At 73.8% G+C, this 15,818-nt stretch carries 15 protein-coding genes; 5 read left to right on the top strand and 10 right to left on the bottom strand.

Going from position 1 to position 15,818, the window contains the following annotated elements; translation table 11 throughout:
• Positions 1-25 precede the first annotated feature (25 nt).
• On the top strand, positions 26-730 hold the full coding sequence (locus HNQ79_RS10270) for a VanZ family protein (protein WP_185029297.1): 705 nt from the start codon (positions 26-28) through the stop codon (positions 728-730).
• Between the two features lie 4 nt (positions 731-734).
• Here the strand turns inward: HNQ79_RS10270 and HNQ79_RS10265 are convergent, their stop codons facing one another.
• Positions 735-3,515, bottom strand: coding sequence for a helicase C-terminal domain-containing protein (locus HNQ79_RS10265; RefSeq protein ID WP_185029295.1), 2,781 nt, complete (start codon positions 3,513-3,515; stop codon positions 735-737).
• A 198-nt stretch (positions 3,516-3,713) separates the two neighbouring features.
• Here HNQ79_RS10265 and HNQ79_RS10260 point away from each other — a divergent pair, with 198 nt between their 5' ends.
• Positions 3,714-4,976 carry a hypothetical protein gene (locus tag HNQ79_RS10260; protein WP_185029293.1) on the top strand — a complete coding sequence of 421 codons (1,263 nt, stop codon included), beginning with the start codon at positions 3,714-3,716 and terminating at the stop codon, positions 4,974-4,976.
• A gap of 134 nt (positions 4,977-5,110) precedes the next feature.
• Here HNQ79_RS10260 and HNQ79_RS10255 read toward each other — a convergent pair whose 3' ends face one another.
• From HNQ79_RS10255 to HNQ79_RS10240, 4 genes are all read right to left on the bottom strand, one after another.
• Entirely contained in the window at positions 5,111-6,115 is a 1,005-nt protein-coding gene (locus tag HNQ79_RS10255; RefSeq protein ID WP_185029290.1) for an ABC transporter substrate-binding protein, read from the bottom strand.
• Positions 6,116-6,211: 96 nt separating this feature from the next.
• Positions 6,212-7,096, bottom strand: coding sequence for an ABC transporter ATP-binding protein (locus HNQ79_RS10250; protein ID WP_221507555.1), 885 nt, complete (start codon positions 7,094-7,096; stop codon positions 6,212-6,214).
• The gene (locus HNQ79_RS10245; RefSeq protein ID WP_185029288.1) at positions 7,093-8,184 is read right to left on the bottom strand and encodes a FecCD family ABC transporter permease; all 1,092 of its coding nucleotides are present in this window, start codon (positions 8,182-8,184) and stop codon (positions 7,093-7,095) included. Before HNQ79_RS10245 ends, HNQ79_RS10250 begins: the two co-directional genes overlap by 4 nt.
• On the bottom strand, positions 8,181-9,236 hold the full coding sequence (locus HNQ79_RS10240; protein WP_185029286.1) for a FecCD family ABC transporter permease: 1,056 nt from the start codon (positions 9,234-9,236) through the stop codon (positions 8,181-8,183). Before HNQ79_RS10240 ends, HNQ79_RS10245 begins: the two co-directional genes overlap by 4 nt.
• Before the next feature lie 188 nt (positions 9,237-9,424).
• Here HNQ79_RS10240 and HNQ79_RS10235 point away from each other — a divergent pair, with 188 nt between their 5' ends.
• Positions 9,425-10,066 (top strand): HAD family hydrolase, encoded by a 642-nt coding sequence (locus HNQ79_RS10235; RefSeq protein WP_185029284.1) that lies wholly within the window; start codon positions 9,425-9,427, stop codon positions 10,064-10,066.
• A gap of 43 nt (positions 10,067-10,109) precedes the next feature.
• On the opposite strand, the gene HNQ79_RS33630 is transcribed toward HNQ79_RS10235, so the two are convergent.
• Entirely contained in the window at positions 10,110-10,376 is a 267-nt protein-coding gene (locus HNQ79_RS33630; protein ID WP_229923525.1) for a hypothetical protein, read from the bottom strand.
• A 170-nt stretch (positions 10,377-10,546) separates the two neighbouring features.
• On the opposite strand from HNQ79_RS33630, the gene HNQ79_RS34475 reads away from it, so the two are divergent.
• Positions 10,547-10,930, top strand: a complete 384-nt coding sequence (locus HNQ79_RS34475; RefSeq protein WP_185029282.1) for a cold-shock protein — start codon at positions 10,547-10,549, stop codon at positions 10,928-10,930.
• 9 nt (positions 10,931-10,939) lie between these two features.
• Here the strand turns inward: HNQ79_RS34475 and HNQ79_RS10220 are convergent, their stop codons facing one another.
• From HNQ79_RS10220 to HNQ79_RS10205, 4 genes are all read right to left on the bottom strand, one after another.
• On the bottom strand, positions 10,940-11,791 hold the full coding sequence (locus HNQ79_RS10220; protein ID WP_185029280.1) for a 1,4-dihydroxy-6-naphtoate synthase: 852 nt from the start codon (positions 11,789-11,791) through the stop codon (positions 10,940-10,942).
• The gene (locus HNQ79_RS10215; RefSeq protein WP_185029580.1) at positions 11,778-12,428 is read right to left on the bottom strand and encodes a futalosine hydrolase; all 651 of its coding nucleotides are present in this window, start codon (positions 12,426-12,428) and stop codon (positions 11,778-11,780) included. The genes HNQ79_RS10220 and HNQ79_RS10215 overlap by 14 nt, the downstream gene beginning before the upstream one ends.
• A 14-nt stretch (positions 12,429-12,442) precedes the next feature.
• Complete coding sequence (locus tag HNQ79_RS10210; protein WP_185029277.1) at positions 12,443-12,931, bottom strand: DUF2771 domain-containing protein; 489 nt, start codon at positions 12,929-12,931, stop codon at positions 12,443-12,445.
• 139 nt (positions 12,932-13,070) lie between these two features.
• Positions 13,071-14,450 (bottom strand): MFS transporter, encoded by a 1,380-nt coding sequence (locus HNQ79_RS10205; protein ID WP_185029275.1) that lies wholly within the window; start codon positions 14,448-14,450, stop codon positions 13,071-13,073.
• Positions 14,451-14,755: 305 nt separating this feature from the next.
• On the opposite strand from HNQ79_RS10205, the gene HNQ79_RS10200 reads away from it, so the two are divergent.
• Positions 14,756-15,718, top strand: coding sequence for a DUF3027 domain-containing protein (locus HNQ79_RS10200; protein WP_185029273.1), 963 nt, complete (start codon positions 14,756-14,758; stop codon positions 15,716-15,718).
• The last annotated feature ends 100 nt before the right edge of the window (positions 15,719-15,818 follow it).

The raw sequence follows: 15,818 nt of genomic DNA, 5'->3' as shown, positions 1-15,818 counted from the left end.
CCGATGCCGGGGTAGACGACACGCCATGACTGCCGAGCGCGCGACTGCCGCAGAATTCGCCGAGTCCGCCGAACCCGCCGAGTCCCGGCGTCCGTTACGGAGCTGGGTCCTGCTGCGCGGAGCCCTGATCGTGCTGGCGTTCCTCGTCCTGATCGCCTTCTCCGTCGTCCTGGCGAAACTGACCCTGATGCCGTCACCCGCCTCCGAGGGCATCGTGCACAGCAACCTCAGGCCCGGGGCGTCACTGCGGCAGTACGCGCAGGACTACACCTTCCTCGCCGCGTGCAAGCAGGTCGGCGGCAACATCCTGCTGGGCGTGCCGTTCGGGGTGCTGCTGCCGGTGCTGGGGGCACGCCGCTGGCGGTTCCTGCGCATGATGCTCGCCACGATCGCGGTGATCGTACTGGTCGAGCTGGCGCAGGGGGCGATCGTCACCGGCCGGGCCTTCGACGTCGACGACGTCATCATGAACACGACCGGCGCGCTGATCGGGTACCTGGTGCTGGGGCGGCGCCTGGGACGCGTGGTGCACCGGAAGCGGTACCGGGAGGTGCCGGAACCGGCGGACGTGCCGGAGCCCGAGGACGGGCTGCCGCCGCGGGACGGGACCACCCCTGGCTCCGGCCGCGCACCCGTCGCGCCGCGCAGTCCCGGTGGTGCGGGCAGCCCCGGCGGCTCGCGTGGCTCCGCCCCGGGTTCCCTGTTCCGTTCCGTACTGCGGAAGAAGTGAGCCGCTACGCCGGATCGTCCGCCAGCTCCGCGACGCCCGTGATGCGGTGCAGCGGGTACGTCTTCACCTGGTCGGCGGTGTGGTCGTACGCGGTGACGAAGCCGCCCTCCACGCGTACCGGTGCGATCACGCGCTGGCTCGCCGCGCCGTCCGCGTTGACGTAGCCGATCCACAGCGCCGAGCCGGTCATGGCGGCCGCCTGGACGGTGGCCAGGGTCTCCGCGGAGGAGGTACGGGGGAGCGATCCGGCGGACGCGGCGGCGGTCGGGTCGTCGGCGGCCGGTTTGCGGACCGCGTTCGCCGCCATGTCTCCCGCCCGGATCGCGTGCAGCGCCGCGCCGAGCAGCGTTTCGTCCGGTACCGGAGGGCCTTCCGGCACGGGAGCGGGCGCGGTGCGTGCCGGGGTGCGGCGGGCGTCCGCGCGGGTGATCAGCACGTCGCCCGCGGCGGACTCGGCGGCGGGCGCGAAGCCCATCGTGCGCAGTCCGTCGACGAGCGCGGCCGGTTCGGCGCGGGCGGCCAGCACGGTCGGCGCGAGACGGCGCAGCCCGAAGCCCGCCGACCGTTTGTCGGCGAGGATCTCGCCCAGCACCGCGTCGTCGTCGCAGCGCACGTACGAGGACGCGGAGCCGACCCGGAGGTGCCCGTGCCGGCGGGCCACGTCGTCGATCAGGTAGGTGAGCGGCTGCGGCACCGGGGTGCGGCTGTGCGTGGCGAGGAAGGCGTGCAGGTCGGAGGCGGCCTGTCCGGAGTCCAGGGCGCGGCGGACCGAGCCGGGGGTGAACCGGTAGACGGTCGCCCCGCCCTTGCTCTCCACGTCCGCCAGCACGGACAGCGTCTCGGCCAGCGGGCGCTGCAACGGGCCGGGCGCCACCGCGGTCAGGTCGGCCTGGAGGAGGACGTGATCGAGGGGCTCGGGGATGAGAGGGGCGAGCAGGGTGGCTGCCCGCAGCGCGCAGGCGGCGGCCTCGGCCTGGGTGGGGGCGTGGTCCGTGCCCGGACCCGTGTCCGGCGTTCGGTCCAGGTCTGCCAGGGCCCGGCCGTGGGCCGACAGCGCGCCGCGACCCGTGACGCCGAGCAGTTCCGCCTCGTCGAGGGTCCACAGGGCGAGGCGGGTGCGGAGGTCGCCGGTGGTGCCGCGCTGCGGGCGTTCCCAGTGCAGCCGGGCGAGGACGGTGCCCGGGTCGGGGGCGGTGCCCTCGGGAAGCGTGGCGAGGAGGGCCAGGACCCGGCGGCGTACCTCCGGGGCGGCCGAACGGTCCAGGTCGGGCCCGAGTGCGGAAAGGGCGCGGCCCTTCGCGTCCTGCACGCCGACCAGACCCGCCGTACGGGTGCCGCGCAGCCAGGTGGCGGCGAGGCGGGACCAGCGCTCCTGGGGCGGCAGGTCGAGCCAGTCGTCGTACGCGGGAGTGGGGGCGTACCGTTCGTCGCTCTCGCCGTCGGAGGCCACCAGCCCGGCTGCGTAAGCGAGTTCGAGCCAGAACGCGGCCGTCGGCTCCGGCAGGTCCATCGCGGACGCGGTGCGCTTCAGGTCGCGGACACTGAGCCCGCCGGAGCGCAGGACGGCCGGACCGCCCCTGTCCCAGTCCTTCAGCAGGTCCTCGACGGTCGACAGGGCGGTGAACGCCTGCCCGGCCGCCGTCAGGTCCACCATCTTCGGGGAGTGCGCGGACGCCGTGCCGAGCCGCGGGGGGTGGGGTTCCGGGGTGCGGTGGGCACGCCCCGCCCGCAGGTGCAGGGCGACCTCCCGGGGGAGCACGACCGTACGCGCGCTGGTGGGCAGCAGCAGCCCCCGGTCGCGCAGCCAGCGCACCGGAGGCGCCGGGTCGGAGCTGACCTCCCCGTACGGCGGCCCCCACACCAGCCGGTCGAGCACGGCCAGCGCGTCCGTCGGGGCGGTGTTCAGCAGCGCGTCCATCCGCGACCGGTCGGTGAACAGCGAGGTCAGCCCGTGCACGGCGGACACCGGGTCGTGCGTGGTGGGCAGTCCGGCCGCCGCCAGGATCGCCTGGAGCCGGGTCGGTGACATTCCGGCGGTGGCCTCCGCCACTGTCGGGCCGAGACCGGTCGGGGAGGGGTGTGCCGTGGACGGTGCGAGCAGCTCGCGGGCGGTCCGTACGAGCCGCAGCCGGTCGTCCGCACCCCACAGCAGCGCCTGCTCGCGCAGCACGTGCACGGCGTGCGGCAGGGCCGCCTCGGTCTCCGGGTCGCCCTCGTCGCCGGTCATCAGGGCGCGGAGCGCGTCGTACGTCGCCGGATCGGGGGCCACCGCCAGCGCTTCCGCGGCCTGCAGCGTGAAACGGTCCAGGCGCTCCAGGGCACGTACGACGGAGGCGCGGGTCCCGGCCCTGGTGGCGAGCAGCCCGAGGTCCCCGGGCACGGGGGAGAGCAGGTCCGGCCGGGCGCGCAGGAGCGCGGCGAGGGAGTCGTCGTCCCGGGTACGGAGGGCCTCGGCGAGGGTACGAGGGGGCGCGGCGCCACTACCGGGGGCGCGCGGGGGCGCGGAACGGCCGGGCACGGTGCTGCCGGGGACGCCGGTGCCCGCCGTGGTGCTGCGGGCTGCTTCGGCGCCGGCTGTGGTGCTGGCGGGGGTGCCGGTGCCCGCCGTGGTGCTGTCGCGCGGGCCGGTGTCGGCCGCGGTGCTGCCGGGCGAGGTGGTGCCGGGCGGGCCGGAGGGCCGGTCGGGCGGTGTGCCGGACGGCTCCGTCGGCACTCCGGCGGTCGTGCGGTCGGTGGTGTTTCCTTCGGGCACGTGCGCCTCCAGGTCGCGCTCGCTGGTCCCCATCCGCCCCACGTTAGCCCCTGCGCGGTCCCCTCCCTCGCGGCAGGCGCTAACGTCGGTCCGGGGCGGGACGACAACTGCGCGTAGCCGCCGGTCACTTGCGGGGTACGCGAAACGAAGACGCGGCCGTGGCAGAGCACGAAGACGCAGCAGCAGGACGCAGCAGACGCAGCAGCAGAGCAAAGGGGACGGGCGGACGCCGTGGGGATCGAGAGCGACCAGTTGGTCTTCGACTATCTGAGCCGGGTCGGTGACCTCGCCCAGCAGCGACAGCTGAACTCCGGCGACCGGATGCGCCTCGTGTCCATGCTGCGCGGCGAGATCGACCGGCAGCGCGCCAAGGCCGTCGGCGGCCCGGACAGCGCGGCCGCCGTGCAGCGCATCCTCGGCCGGCTCGGCACGCCCGACGAGATCGTGGAGGCGGTGGGCGGCGGCGGTGTGGAGGCGGTGCTGGCCTCCCGTACGTCACGCAGGGTGCTGCCCGGGCAGCGCCGCACGTCGCGGACCCGGGGCGGAGGCGGGAGCGACGCCGAGAGCCGGGGCGGACGCGGGGCGGGGCGCGAGGCCGGCCGTGCGACGGAACGTGAGAGTGGCCGCGAGAGGCCCGTGGGGTTCGAGAAGGAGCCGGTGGGGTCCTACGAGGGGCCGGGCGGCAGGTGGGGCGGCAATGGACCGGTCGGCAACGGACCCGGCGGCAACGGACCCGGAGGAGGTGGCGGACCCGGTGAGGACGAGCCCGGGGGCGGCATCGGGCCCGGCATCCCGTTCGTGCCCGGCCCGCACCTGGCCGGTATGGACGAGCTCGGCCCGCACGAGGCCGAGGGCGCCGACGCCGACTGGTGGCGTACCGACCCCGCGCCCTTCGGCGGCCCCGGCACCTCCGTACCCGGCTTCACCGGCGGCGTCGAGATCCCCGACATACTCAAGCCGCCGCCGGAGGACGAGGAGGAGGACGAGGACGAGGAGGGGGAGGGCGGGGACGACGACGGCGACGGTGGTGCGGTCGAGGACACGGGGCGGCGACGGCTTGTTCCGGGCCGGTTCCGGCGGCGCACCCCCGTGGTGGAGGTCGTGGCCACGGACGAGGTGGTCGTCTCCGGCCGGGGGCCGCTGATCCCGCCGGGGAGCTTCTTCCTGCTGGTGGCCGCGCTGCTGCTGGTCGTCGGGGCCGTCATGGGGAATCTGCTGGTGCTCGGTGGCGGCTGGTTCCTCGCCTACCTCTCGCGGAAGCTCACCCGTACGGAGGCGAAGTGGGCCGTGCTCGGGCTGCCGGGCCTGGTGGCGGTCGGCGGCGCGGTGTGGCTGTGGGGGCGTACCGAGGGGCGCTGGGGCACGCCGCTGTCCCTGCAGACCGAGGGCGCGCTGGGGGACGCGCTGACGGGGCTGTGGCCGGTGCTGCTGCGGACGGCGGCTGTCGCCACGGCGCTGTACCTGGTGTGGCGGGCGCGGCGGCTCGGGCGGTAGCGCCGAGGGCACGTGGCGTCCGGGTCCGGCGGCACGGGGCCGGCGACCGGGGTCCGCGTCAGGAGGGGGTGACCCGGACCCCGTCCTCCCGCTGCTCCGGGACGGCGCCCTGACGCCCCGACCCCGTGCCCCTGCTACGCGGTGAGGCGGGCCTGGAGTTCGTCCAGGATCCTGTTCGCGGCGGTGTAGCCGATGCCCTGGATCCACAGCTGGTCGTCGACGGCGAAGACCTTGCCCGCCTTGACGGCCGGGATGTTCCTCCAGAGCGCCGAGTTGAGGGTCTGGGTCTGTTTGGCCTTGGCCGGGTCGCCGTAGGTGGAGTGGAAGACGACGTCGGCGCCCTCGCCCGCGAGGTCGATCTTCTCGGGGCTCACGTCGTACGAGAAGCCGTCCTTGGCCTTGTCGACGACAGAGGGGCGGCCGAGGCCGACATCCGCGAGGACGGTCGCGATGTAGTTCTTCCTGCCGTAGATGCGGATGTCCGCACCCTCCACGAAGCGCACCACGTTGACCCGGGTCGCCGCGGCCTTGTCCCTGCCGCCGAGCGCCTCGGTCACCCTCGCGGCGTGCGCGGTGTACTCGTCGGTGACCTTCTTCGCCTCGGCCTGCTTGCCCAGGGCCTCGGCGTGCAGCTGGAAGTTCTCCTTCCAGGGGTGGCCGGTGCCTTCCGTCATCACCGTCGGAGCGATGGCCTTCAGCTCGCGGTACTTGTCCTCGTGGCGGACCTTGCTGGTGAGGATGAGGTCCGGCTCCAGTTCGGCGACGGCCTCCAGGTTGGGCGTCATCATCTCGCCGACGTCCGCTATCCCCGCGACCTCGTTCTCGGGCAGGTAGTTGAGGAAGCCGGTCTCGACGTCGGCGTGCGTGGAGCCGACCGGCTTCACCCCGAGCGTGATCGCGGAGTCCAGCTCGGCGGTGTCCAGGACGACGACGCGCTTCGGGACGGCGGGAACCCGGACGTCGCCCATGGCGGTCTTCACCGTGCGTGTCCCGGGGGCGTCGCCCTCGCTCTTCGTACCGGAACCGGCCGAGTTCCCGCCCCCGCACGCGGACAGCGCGAGTGCGCCGACGGCGGCGAGCGAGACGGCGGCTGCGCCTTGGCGGTGACGACGTGCGGTGGCCGGAGATGCGCTGCTCATCAGGTGACTGCCTTTCGGGGAGGGAGGCTTTCAGGGGACGGACGTCCGGGTCGGGAGGCTGCCAGGAGGAGAAGGCGTTCAGGGAGGCTGAGGCTTTCAGGGGGCGGAGGAGAAGGACGCGTCCTCAACGGCTTCGGCGGCTCCGCCGGCCCCGGGGCCTCCCTCCCCCGGCGTCCACGGCGCGCCCGGCACCACCAGCGGAGATCCCGTCACCGGGTCCGGCACAACGACCGACTCCAGACCGAAAACCTCCCGGACGAGTTCCGCGGTGACGACCTCGTCCGGAGTGCCCTCCGCGACGACCAGCCCCTCCTTCATCGCGACCAGGTGGTCGGCGTACCGGGCCGCCTGGTTGAGGTCGTGGAGCACCACGACCACGGTGCGGCCCTGCTCCCGGTTGAGCTGGCGGACCAGGTCGAGCACCTCCACCTGGTGGGAGATGTCGAGGTACGTCGTCGGCTCGTCCAGGAGCAGCAGGTCGGTCTCCTGGGCGAGGGCCATCGCGATCCACACGCGTTGCCGCTGACCGCCCGACAGCGCGTCCACCGGGCGCTCGGCGAGCGCCGCCACGTCCGTGCGCTCCATGGCGGCCGTGACGGCCCGCTCGTCGTCGGCGGACCACTGCTTCCACCATGCCTGGTGCGGCTGCCGGCCGCGCGAGACGAGGTCGGCGACGGTGATCGCCTCCGGTGCCACCGGGGTCTGCGGCAGCAGCCCGATCGACTGGGCGATCTTCTTGGTGGGGATGCGGGCCAGCTCCGCGCCGTCCAGGAGGACCGCGCCGCCCTTCGGCTTCAGGAGCCTGCCCAGCGCGCGCAGCGTGGTCGACTTGCCGCAGGCGTTCGGGCCGACGATGACGGTGACCCGGCCGTCCGGAATCGCCAGGTCCAGTTCGTGGACGACGGTGCGGTCCTCGTACCCGAGGGACAGCGAAGCCGCCCGCAGCCGCGTCACGGGCCCGGTCGCCGGGTCGGAACTCATGCCTTGCCTCCTGTACGCCCACGCATGATGAGCCAGATCAGATACGGGGCGCCCACGGCCGCCGTGAGCACGCCCACCGGCAGCTCGGTCGGCGAGAACAGCCTGCGGGCCAGCAGGTCCCCGGCCACCACGACGACCGCGCCGAGCAGCGCCGAACACAGCAGCGGGATCTGCGCGGTGCGCGTCAGCCGGCGGGCGATCTGCGGGGCCAGCAGCGCCACGAAGTCCACGGGCCCGGCCGCACCCGTCGCCACCGACGCCAGCACCACGCCGAGCGCCACCAGCCCGAGCCGCACCCGGCCCAGCCGTACGCCGAGCGCCACCGCCGTGTCGTCGTCCATCGCGGCGGTGCGCTGCGCCCGCGCGGCCCACGCGACGCCCGGCAGCAGGACCAGCAGCACCCAGCCCAGGGTGGTGGCCTCGTCCCAGCCGCGTCCGTTGAGCGAGCCGGTCATCCAGATCTGGGCCTGCTGGGCGACCAGGTAGTCGCCCTTCGTCATGAACAGCTGGGTGACCGAGCGCAGGGCGATCGCGAAGCCGATGCCGATCAGCACGAACCGGGTCGCGTGCAGGCCGCCGCGCCAGGCGAAGACGTACACCAGGGCGGCGGCCAGGACTCCGCCGAGGACCGAGAGGTACGGCAGGACGTCGTACGACGTGATGCCGAAGATCATGGCGCCGACGGTCAGCGCGCTCGCGCCCTGGCTGATGCCGATGATGTCGGGGCTGGCGAGCGGGTTGCGGGCGACGGTCTGGATGAGCGCCCCGGCGACCCCGAACGCGAGGCCGACCAGCAGGCCGACGGTCATCCGGGGCAGGCGCAGGGTGCCGACGACGAGTTCGCTGCGGGAGTCCTGCCCGAACAGCACGCGCAGGACCTCGCCCGGGGGCACGAAGCGCTCCCCGACACAGAGGTACGCCACGCACACGGCCGCCAGCACCACCGCGAGCCCGGCCGCGACGAGGGCGGCCCCGCGGTGCAGCAGGAACGACGCGCTCCCGGCCCGTACGAGCGCGTATCCGGCGGGACGGACGGGACCGGTGGGGCGGGCGGGGCGCGCGTCCTTGCCGAGGGTGGCCGTGCTCATGCCCGCACCGCCTTCCGGCGTACCAGCGCCACCAGGAACGGCACGCCGATCAGCGCCGTCATCACCCCGGCCGGGACCTCGCTCGGCGGGAACAGCACCCGCCCGACGACGTCCGCCACCAACAGCATCACCGGCCCGAGCAGCGCCGCCATGGGCAGCATCCACCGGTGGTCGCTGCCGACGACCGCCCGTGCGAGGTGCGGCACCGCGAGGCCGATGAACGCGATCGGCCCGGCCGCCGCCACCGCCACCCCGGTCAGGACGGTCGCGCCGAGGTCGCCCATCACCCGTACGACCGCGACGTTCTGGCCGAGCCCCCGCGCCACGTCCTCGCCGAGCGCCAGTGCGTCAAGACCGCGCGCCACCGACAGCAGCAGCACCAGGCCGACCAGCAGGAACGGCCAGACCTGGGCGACGACGCCCATGTCGCGGCCGGCCAGCGCACCCACGTTCCAGAAGCGGAACTCGTCCAGCGCGGCGGCCTTCGTCGTCAGCACCGCCATCGTCACCGACACCAGCAGCGCGTTGATCGCCGCACCGGCCAGCGCGAGCTTCACCGGGGTCGCCCCGCCGCGCCCGCCGGACGCGATGGCGTACACCGCGACCGACGCGAGGGCCGCGCCCGCGAAGGCGAACCACACGTAACCGTTCAGCGTGTGGACGCCCGCGAAGGCGATGGCGAGGACGACGCCGACCGAGGCGCCCTGGCTGATGCCGAGAATGCCCGGGTCGGCGATCGGGTTGCGGGTGATGCCCTGCAGGGCCGTTCCGGCGAGCGCGAGGGCCGCGCCCACCATGACGCCGATGACCGTCCGGGGCACCCGCATCCGACGTACGACCACGGCGTCCGCGCCGGTGCCGCCGTGCACCAGAGCATCGAGCACGGCCGCGGGCGCCACGGTCCTCGCGCCCACCGCCAGGCTCAGCAGCACCGCCACCAGCAGCGCCGCGACGGCGGCCGCCGTCCAGCCGAAACGGCGCGTCAGGGTCGCGCCGCGACCACGAGAAGGAGGCGGGGCAGGCCTGGTGGCGGGCGGGGCGGCGGTCGGCATCGGTCCCAATCCGGAGGCAGCGCAGGCAGGCGGGGCGGGCTGGAGATACAGCAGGTAAGGCGGGCCTAAGTGTACGGGCGGCGCCGGAACGCCGCCCCGGCGGACGGAAGCGCAGCCACGGCACAAGGAAACGCGGCCACGGCACAGGAAAGCGCCGCCCCGACACGAGAAAGCGCCGCCCCGGCACAATGGCAGCCATGACCGCGCACGCACACCTCGCCGTCGGGTTCGACCTCGACATGACCCTCATCGACTCCCGCCCCGGCATCCGGGCCGCCTACCGTCAGCTGTCCGTGGAGACCGGGGTGTGGATCGACGCCGACCTCGTCGTCACCCGGCTCGGCCCGCCGCTGGAGGACGAGATCGCCAACTGGTTCCCCGCCGCGCGCATCGGGGAGATCGCCGACCGCTACCGGGCCCTCTACCCCGACTACGCCATCGCCCCCACCACCCCGCTGCCCGGCGCCCGTGCGGCCGTCGAAGCGGTACGGGAGGTGGGCGGCCGGACGGTCGTCGTCACCGGCAAATGGGAACCCAACGCCAAACTGCACCTCGCGCACCTGGGCATCGAGGTGGACGCGGTCATCGGCAATGTCTGGGCGGAGGGCAAGGCGCTCGCACTGCGCGAGCACGGGGTGAGCATCTACGTCGGCGACCACCTCGGCGACATCCGCGGCGCCCGCGCGGCGGACGCACTCGCGGTCGCCGTGACCACGGGCCCGTACGGCGCGGAGCCACTGCGGGAGGCGGGCGCGGACGTGGTCCTGCCGGACCTCACGGCCTTTCCGGCCTGGCTCACGGGGCACGTGGCGAAGACGGCGGCGGTCTGACGGGCCGGCCGTCCGGGGGCTGCCCGGGGTATGTGAGGGAGGGTCAGGCGCCCCGGGCCGCGCGGCGCTGGGCGGCGATCGACTGGAGGACGCCCGCCGCCGCGATCACGAACCCGACGCCCATCAGCATGCACACCGCGTACGCCACCGGCGGGAACGGATCCGTCTTCAGGAACAGCGGGGCGACCGTCACGAGCGTGGCGAGGGCGCCGATGAGGAAGACGATGCCGCCGGCGCGCACCAGCCGGTCCCCGGGGCCGTCCTGCGCGCCGTCGGTCACGGTCTCGTCCGTCTTGGTTTCGTAGCTCACCCGGCAAGGGTAGTTCCCTGCCCTGATGAGGAAGCATCCGGCGGCTCTTGTCAGTACGTCCCAGAGCATTAGCCTGGGGAGTGGCGGGTCACTGACGACCCGCTCCAGTGCTATCCGGAGCCGTTTTCGCGGCTTTCCGGACCCGACGAGTACGAGGACGAGGACAGACGGTGCCTACCGGCAAGGTCAAGTGGTTCAACGGCGAAAAGGGCTTCGGTTTCCTCTCGCGCGACGACGGCGGCGACGTCTTCGTGCACTCCTCGGTGCTCCCGGCCGGTGTCGAGAGCCTGAAGCCGGGCCAGCGGGTGGAGTTTGGCGTCGTCGCCGGTCAGCGCGGTGACCAGGCGCTGTCGGTCACGGTCCTGGACCCGGCCCCGTCGGTCGCCGCCGCCCAGCGCCGCAAGCCCGACGAACTCGCCTCCATCGTCCAGGACCTGACGACGCTACTGGAGAACATCACCCCGCAGCTGGAGCGCGGCCGCTACCCCGACAAGGCGGCGGGCGCCAAGATCGCGGGCCTGCTGCGTGCGGTGGCGGACCAGCTGGACGTGTAGCCGCCCGGTCTACGGGAAAGCCAGCGCGTCGCGGCCGAGGGGCGGAACCAGCCCCTCGGCCGCCGCTCGTTCCAGCAGCCCGCGCACGGCCGCGTACCCGTCCTCGCCGAGGTCCGCCGTGAACTCGTTGACGTACAGCCCGATGTGCTGGTCGGCGACGGCCGGGTCCATCTCCTGCGCGTGCTCCAGCACGTACGGCCGTGACGCCTCCGGCTCGTCCCACGCCATGCCTACGGAGGTCCGCGCCGCCGCGGCCAGTTCCCGCAGCCGTGCCTCGCCCAGCGACCGCTTGGCGATGATCGCGCCGAGCGGGATGGGCAGCCCGGTGGTGGCCTCCCAGTGCTCGCCCATGTCGGCGAGCTTGTGCAGCCCGTAGTTCCGGTAGGTGAAACGGGCCTCGTGGATGACCAGTCCGGCGTCCACCTCGCCGTCCCGTACCGCCGGCATGATCCGGTCGAACGGCATGACCACGATCCTGCCGACCTCGCCCGGCACGACGTCGGCGGCCCACAGCCGGAACAGCAGGTACGCCGTCGAGCGTTCGCTCGGCACCGCGACGGTCTTCCCGGTGAGGCCGGTGCCCGGCTCACGGGTCAGTACGAGCGGCCCGCAGCCCCGGCCCAGCGCCCCGCCGCACGGCAGCAGCGCGTAGTCGTCGAGGACCCACGGCAGCACGGCGTACGACACCTTCAGCACGTCGAACTCGCCGCGCTCGGCCATGCCGTTGGTGACGTCGATGTCGGCGAAGGTGACGTCCAGGGCGGGCGCCCCGGGGACGCGGCCGTGTGCCCACGCGTCGAACACGAAGGTGTCGTTGGGGCAGGGGGAGTAGGCGATCTGCAAGGCGTCAGCGGTGGTCATACGGGGTCCAACCCTCCAGTACGGGCCGCGTCTTCCCGAAGGCGTCGGTCAGTGCGGCCAGTGCGTCCCCGATCCGCCAGGCGTCGCGGTCGCGCGGCCCGACTGCGTTGGAGACGGCACGGATTTCGAGCACCGGCAGGCCGAACAGGGCGGCGGCCTCCGCCACCCCGAAGCCCTCCATCGCCTCGACGGCGGCCCGCGGGTGCCGGGCCCGCAGCTCGGCGGCGCGTGCGGCGGTACCGGTCACGGTGGAGACGGTGAGGACCGTGCCGGTGGCGGCCCCGGTGGCGGCGGCGGTCTGCCGTACGAGAGCGGCCGGCGGCAGGTGCTCGACGGTGCCGAAGCCCAGGCCGGTGACCGGAACGTACCCGTCCGGGGTCTCGGCGCCCAGATCGGCGGCCACGATCGCGTCGGCGACGACGACCGACCCGAGGGGTGCGAGATCCGCGAAGCCGCCGCCGATGCCGGCGGAGACCACCAGGTCGTACCGGGCGGTCGCCAACGCACGGGCGGTGGAGGCGGCGGCCGCCGCGGGGCCCACGCCGCCCGCGAGCACCTCGCACCCCCGGCCGCCCGCGAGCGCACGCGTGACCGCGTCCCGCTCAGCGGGGACCGCGGTCACGACGAGGACGTTCACGGGGGGCACGGGGGTCAGGAGGCCTTCTCCAGCTTGAAGCTCCACACACCGATGAGCTTCTTGCCACCGGTCTCCACGATGCTGATCGTCAGCTCCTTGGGGGAGGGCTGGCCGTCCTGGGTCGCGCCGAAGAAGGCGCTGCCGGGGAACGTCCGGTACGTCTTCTTGTACGGCTCGGGCTCGCCCTGGCGGCCGTTGACGAAGAGGGTCCAGCCGTTCTCGGCGACCTCCGGGTCGACACCGAAGCGGACCTTGTCGTCCACCGCGATCTTGAGGGTCTCCGGTGCCTTCTTGTTGAGGCAGTCCGACATCGCCTTCTCTGCGATGCCCTTGGCGCCGTCGTCGTAGCAGACGGCCTCGGAGCTCACCGAGTCCGAGCCGACCGTCACGGTCGCGCGCGGCGTCGGCTTGTCGCAGGCGGAGAGGAGGAGCAGCCCGGCGGACGCGACACCCAGGGCGGCAGTGGTACGGCGGGCCTTGCCCGAGAACAGCGCAACGGTCATGCGCGAAGGCTATCGCCCGGAGGCGGGTCGGCTGCGCCGGGGGGTTTACGGGGGTGTTCGTGGCGTTCCGCCGGGGGGACGGAGTACGGGAACGGGCGGGCAGGCGGGCCGGCCCGCCTGCCGCGACGCCCGCGCCCTCCTACCGCACCCGCTTGCCCGGCGTCTTCCGTCCCGCGCACACCAGCCCCCGCAGGGCCATCAGCAGGCCGACCGCCACCAGCCCGGCCCCCACACTCATTCCCAGCCACGCCACCAGTGGCAGCGCGATGCCGATCGCGCCGCCCACCACCCACGCCACCTGGAGCAGCGTCTCGGAGCGGGCGAACGCCGAGTTGCGGACCGCTTCCGGCACGTCCCGCTGGATCAACGCGTCCAGCGACAGCTTGCCCAGCGCCTGGCAGAGCCCTGCCGTGGCGCCCAGTACGGCCACCAGGAAGCCGCTGAAAAACGCGGCGGTGAGGGCCGACACCGCCAGGGCCACCCCCAGCACCGTCGCGATGATCAGTTCCGGGGCCCGCGACTTCAGCCACGCGCCGACCGCCGTCCCCACCGCGTTGCCGAGCCCCGCCGCGATGCCCACGATGCCGAGCGAGACGGCGGCGCTCCGCCCGTCCAGCGGGTGCTGGCGCAGCAGGAACGCCAGGAAGAAGATCAGGAAACCGGACAGGGCACGCAGCGCCGCGTTCGCCTGGAGGGCGTGCACGACGGAGGGGCCCACGTCCCGCAGGCCGCGTCCCGGCCGCTCGGGGGCCTCTTCCTCCCCCGGATGGTCGGAGGCCAGATGCGCGCGCCGTTCCCCTTTGGCGGAGTCGACCTTTCCGGGCATGGAGAAGGCGAGAAAAGTGCCCGCGACGAAGACGAGGAAGGCTCCGTACAGCGGCCACGCCAGGCCGATCCGCTGCAACCCCGCCCCGATGGGCGCAGCCGCTCCCGTCGCCAGGAGTCCCGCGAGGGTGACCCGCGAGTTCGCCTTGACCAGGGAGAAGCCCGACGGCAGCAGTCTCGGCACGACGGCGCTGCGGACCACCCCGTACGCCTTGGACGCCACCAGCACGCCCAGAGCGGCCGGGTACAGCTCGATGCCGCCGGTTGCCACCGCCCCGGACATGGCCAGCGCCAGCACCGCCCGCGCGAGCATCGCACCGGCCATCGCGGCCCGCCGTCCGTGCGGCAGCCGGTCCAGGAGCGGGCCGATGACGGGGGCGAGGAGGGTGAACGGGGCCATGGTGATCGCCAGGTACAGCGCCACCCGGCCGCGCGCCTCGTCCGTCGGTACGGAGAAGAAGACCGTCGACGCGAGTGCGATTGTGATCAATACGTCGCCCGCGCCGTTGACGGCATGCAGTTCAATGAGTTTTCCGAGGCCCGACTCGCCCGCGCCGTGGGCGTGCGTGGCCCGCCGGATACCGCGCGCCGTACCGGTGAACGGCAGGTGGAGGGCATGACCGACCGCCCGACCCGCCCTGCGCAGCGGCCCAGTTGGGGCGTTCGAAGGTGACGACGATCGTGCGGTGGTCACCCCGCAATAGTGCCCCAATGCCGCGGACGTACCACCCGACCCGAACCGGGATTCGGACGCGCAGGTGGGATGGGGGCGGTGGAGGGGGTAGCGTGCGTAGCGCGCCACCGGCGGTTGTTCTCGGCCGCGCGCCGCTCGGCGATCCCGCAGAATGGATCGTGGAAGGTGCGCCCGAGGCACGTAGGCAGATCGGGCGCGGACGTCGACGCGGCCCTTCGGTCCGCTCCGCCCGCAGCCCGTACATCCACCTGCATCGCTCATCGGCAGGCGCACCCGTGATACGGCGTAGGAGAGAAGCGAGACCTGTGAGTGCTGCGACGACGAGAAGCCGTACGCCCGACCGCCTGTGCGCCGAGGCGGTAGACCTCGCGCGCGAGGCCGCCGAGGATGCCGCGTTCCCCGGAGTGGTCGGTGAGCACGTCACTCTCTTCGCCGAGGGCGACCGGGTGGTCACCCATCTCTTCGAGGCGAAGGAGCCCGGCTACCGGGGCTGGCGCTGGGCGGTGACGGTCGCCCGCGCCTCCCGCGCGAAGATCGTCACCCTCGACGAGGTGTGCCTGCTGCCCGGCCCCGACTCCCTCCAGGCCCCCGAATGGGTGCCGTGGAGCGAGCGGCTGCGCCCCGGCGACATGGGCCCCGGCGACCTCCTGCCCACCGAGGCGGAGGACCTGCGGCTGGAACCCGGCTGGACGGGCGAGGACGCCCCGCCGCCGAACTCCCTCCTCTCCGAGGAGATGGAACGTCAGACGGCCGCCGGCCAGGCCGTGGAGTCCCGGGCGCTCGCCGACGTCGCCGAGGCCGAGGACGCGGAACTCACCGCTCCGATCGCCGCCGCGCCCCCCGTGCGCGGCTCCATCACCTCGGTCGCCGAGGAACTCGGCATGCGCCGCGCCCGCGTCCTGTCCCGCTACGGCCTGCACCTCGCGGCCGACCGCTGGGACGAGGAGTACGGCGCGAAGACCCCGATGGCCCAGGCCGCCCCCGACACCTGCGTCTCCTGTGCGTTCCTCATCCCGGTCTCCGGCTCGCTCGGCCAGGCCTTCGGCATCTGCGCCAACGAGTTCAGTCCGGCCGACGGCCACGTCGTGTCCCTCTCGTACGGCTGCGGGGGCCACTCGGAGGCCGCCGTCATGCCCAAGACGCCCAAGCCGGTCGGCCCGGTGCACGACTCGATGGCCGTCGACGCCTTCCCGCTGCGGCCGGACCCGGAGGGCGGCTCGGTACCGGAGGCCGCGGACCCGGCGTCGGAGGACCTGGGTCACTCGTAGGGCCCGCTGGGCGACTTCGTGTGCGTGACGTGATGATGCGTGGCGTTACCGGGGTGGTCAGGAGTGCGCCCCGCCCGCTCAGGGCAGGGGCAGTGGTCAG

Source organism: Streptomyces candidus, from assembly GCF_014207445.1.
GTDB lineage: Bacteria > Actinomycetota > Actinomycetes > Streptomycetales > Streptomycetaceae > Streptomyces > Streptomyces candidus.
This window is presented reverse-complemented; position numbering and strand designations above follow the sequence as displayed.

Bases quoted from the DNA above. Each gene is read 5' to 3' on its own strand.
- HNQ79_RS10270 (WP_185029297.1), top strand. From the start codon at position 26: ATGACTGCCGAGCGCGCGACTGCCGCAGAATTCGCCGAGTCCGCCGAA.
- HNQ79_RS10240 (WP_185029286.1), bottom strand. From the start codon at position 9,236: ATGCCGACCGCCGCCCCGCCCGCCACCAGGCCTGCCCCGCCTCCTTCT.
- HNQ79_RS10255 (WP_185029290.1), bottom strand. From the start codon at position 6,115: ATGAGCAGCGCATCTCCGGCCACCGCACGTCGTCACCGCCAAGGCGCA.
- HNQ79_RS10235 (WP_185029284.1), top strand. From the start codon at position 9,425: ATGGCAGCCATGACCGCGCACGCACACCTCGCCGTCGGGTTCGACCTC.
- HNQ79_RS10220 (WP_185029280.1), bottom strand. From the start codon at position 11,791: ATGACCACCGCTGACGCCTTGCAGATCGCCTACTCCCCCTGCCCCAAC.
- HNQ79_RS10210 (WP_185029277.1), bottom strand. From the start codon at position 12,931: ATGACCGTTGCGCTGTTCTCGGGCAAGGCCCGCCGTACCACTGCCGCC.
- HNQ79_RS10245 (WP_185029288.1), bottom strand. From the start codon at position 8,184: ATGAGCACGGCCACCCTCGGCAAGGACGCGCGCCCCGCCCGCCCCACC.
- HNQ79_RS10250 (WP_221507555.1), bottom strand. From the start codon at position 7,096: ATGAGTTCCGACCCGGCGACCGGGCCCGTGACGCGGCTGCGGGCGGCT.
- HNQ79_RS10265 (WP_185029295.1), bottom strand. From the start codon at position 3,515: ATGGGGACCAGCGAGCGCGACCTGGAGGCGCACGTGCCCGAAGGAAAC.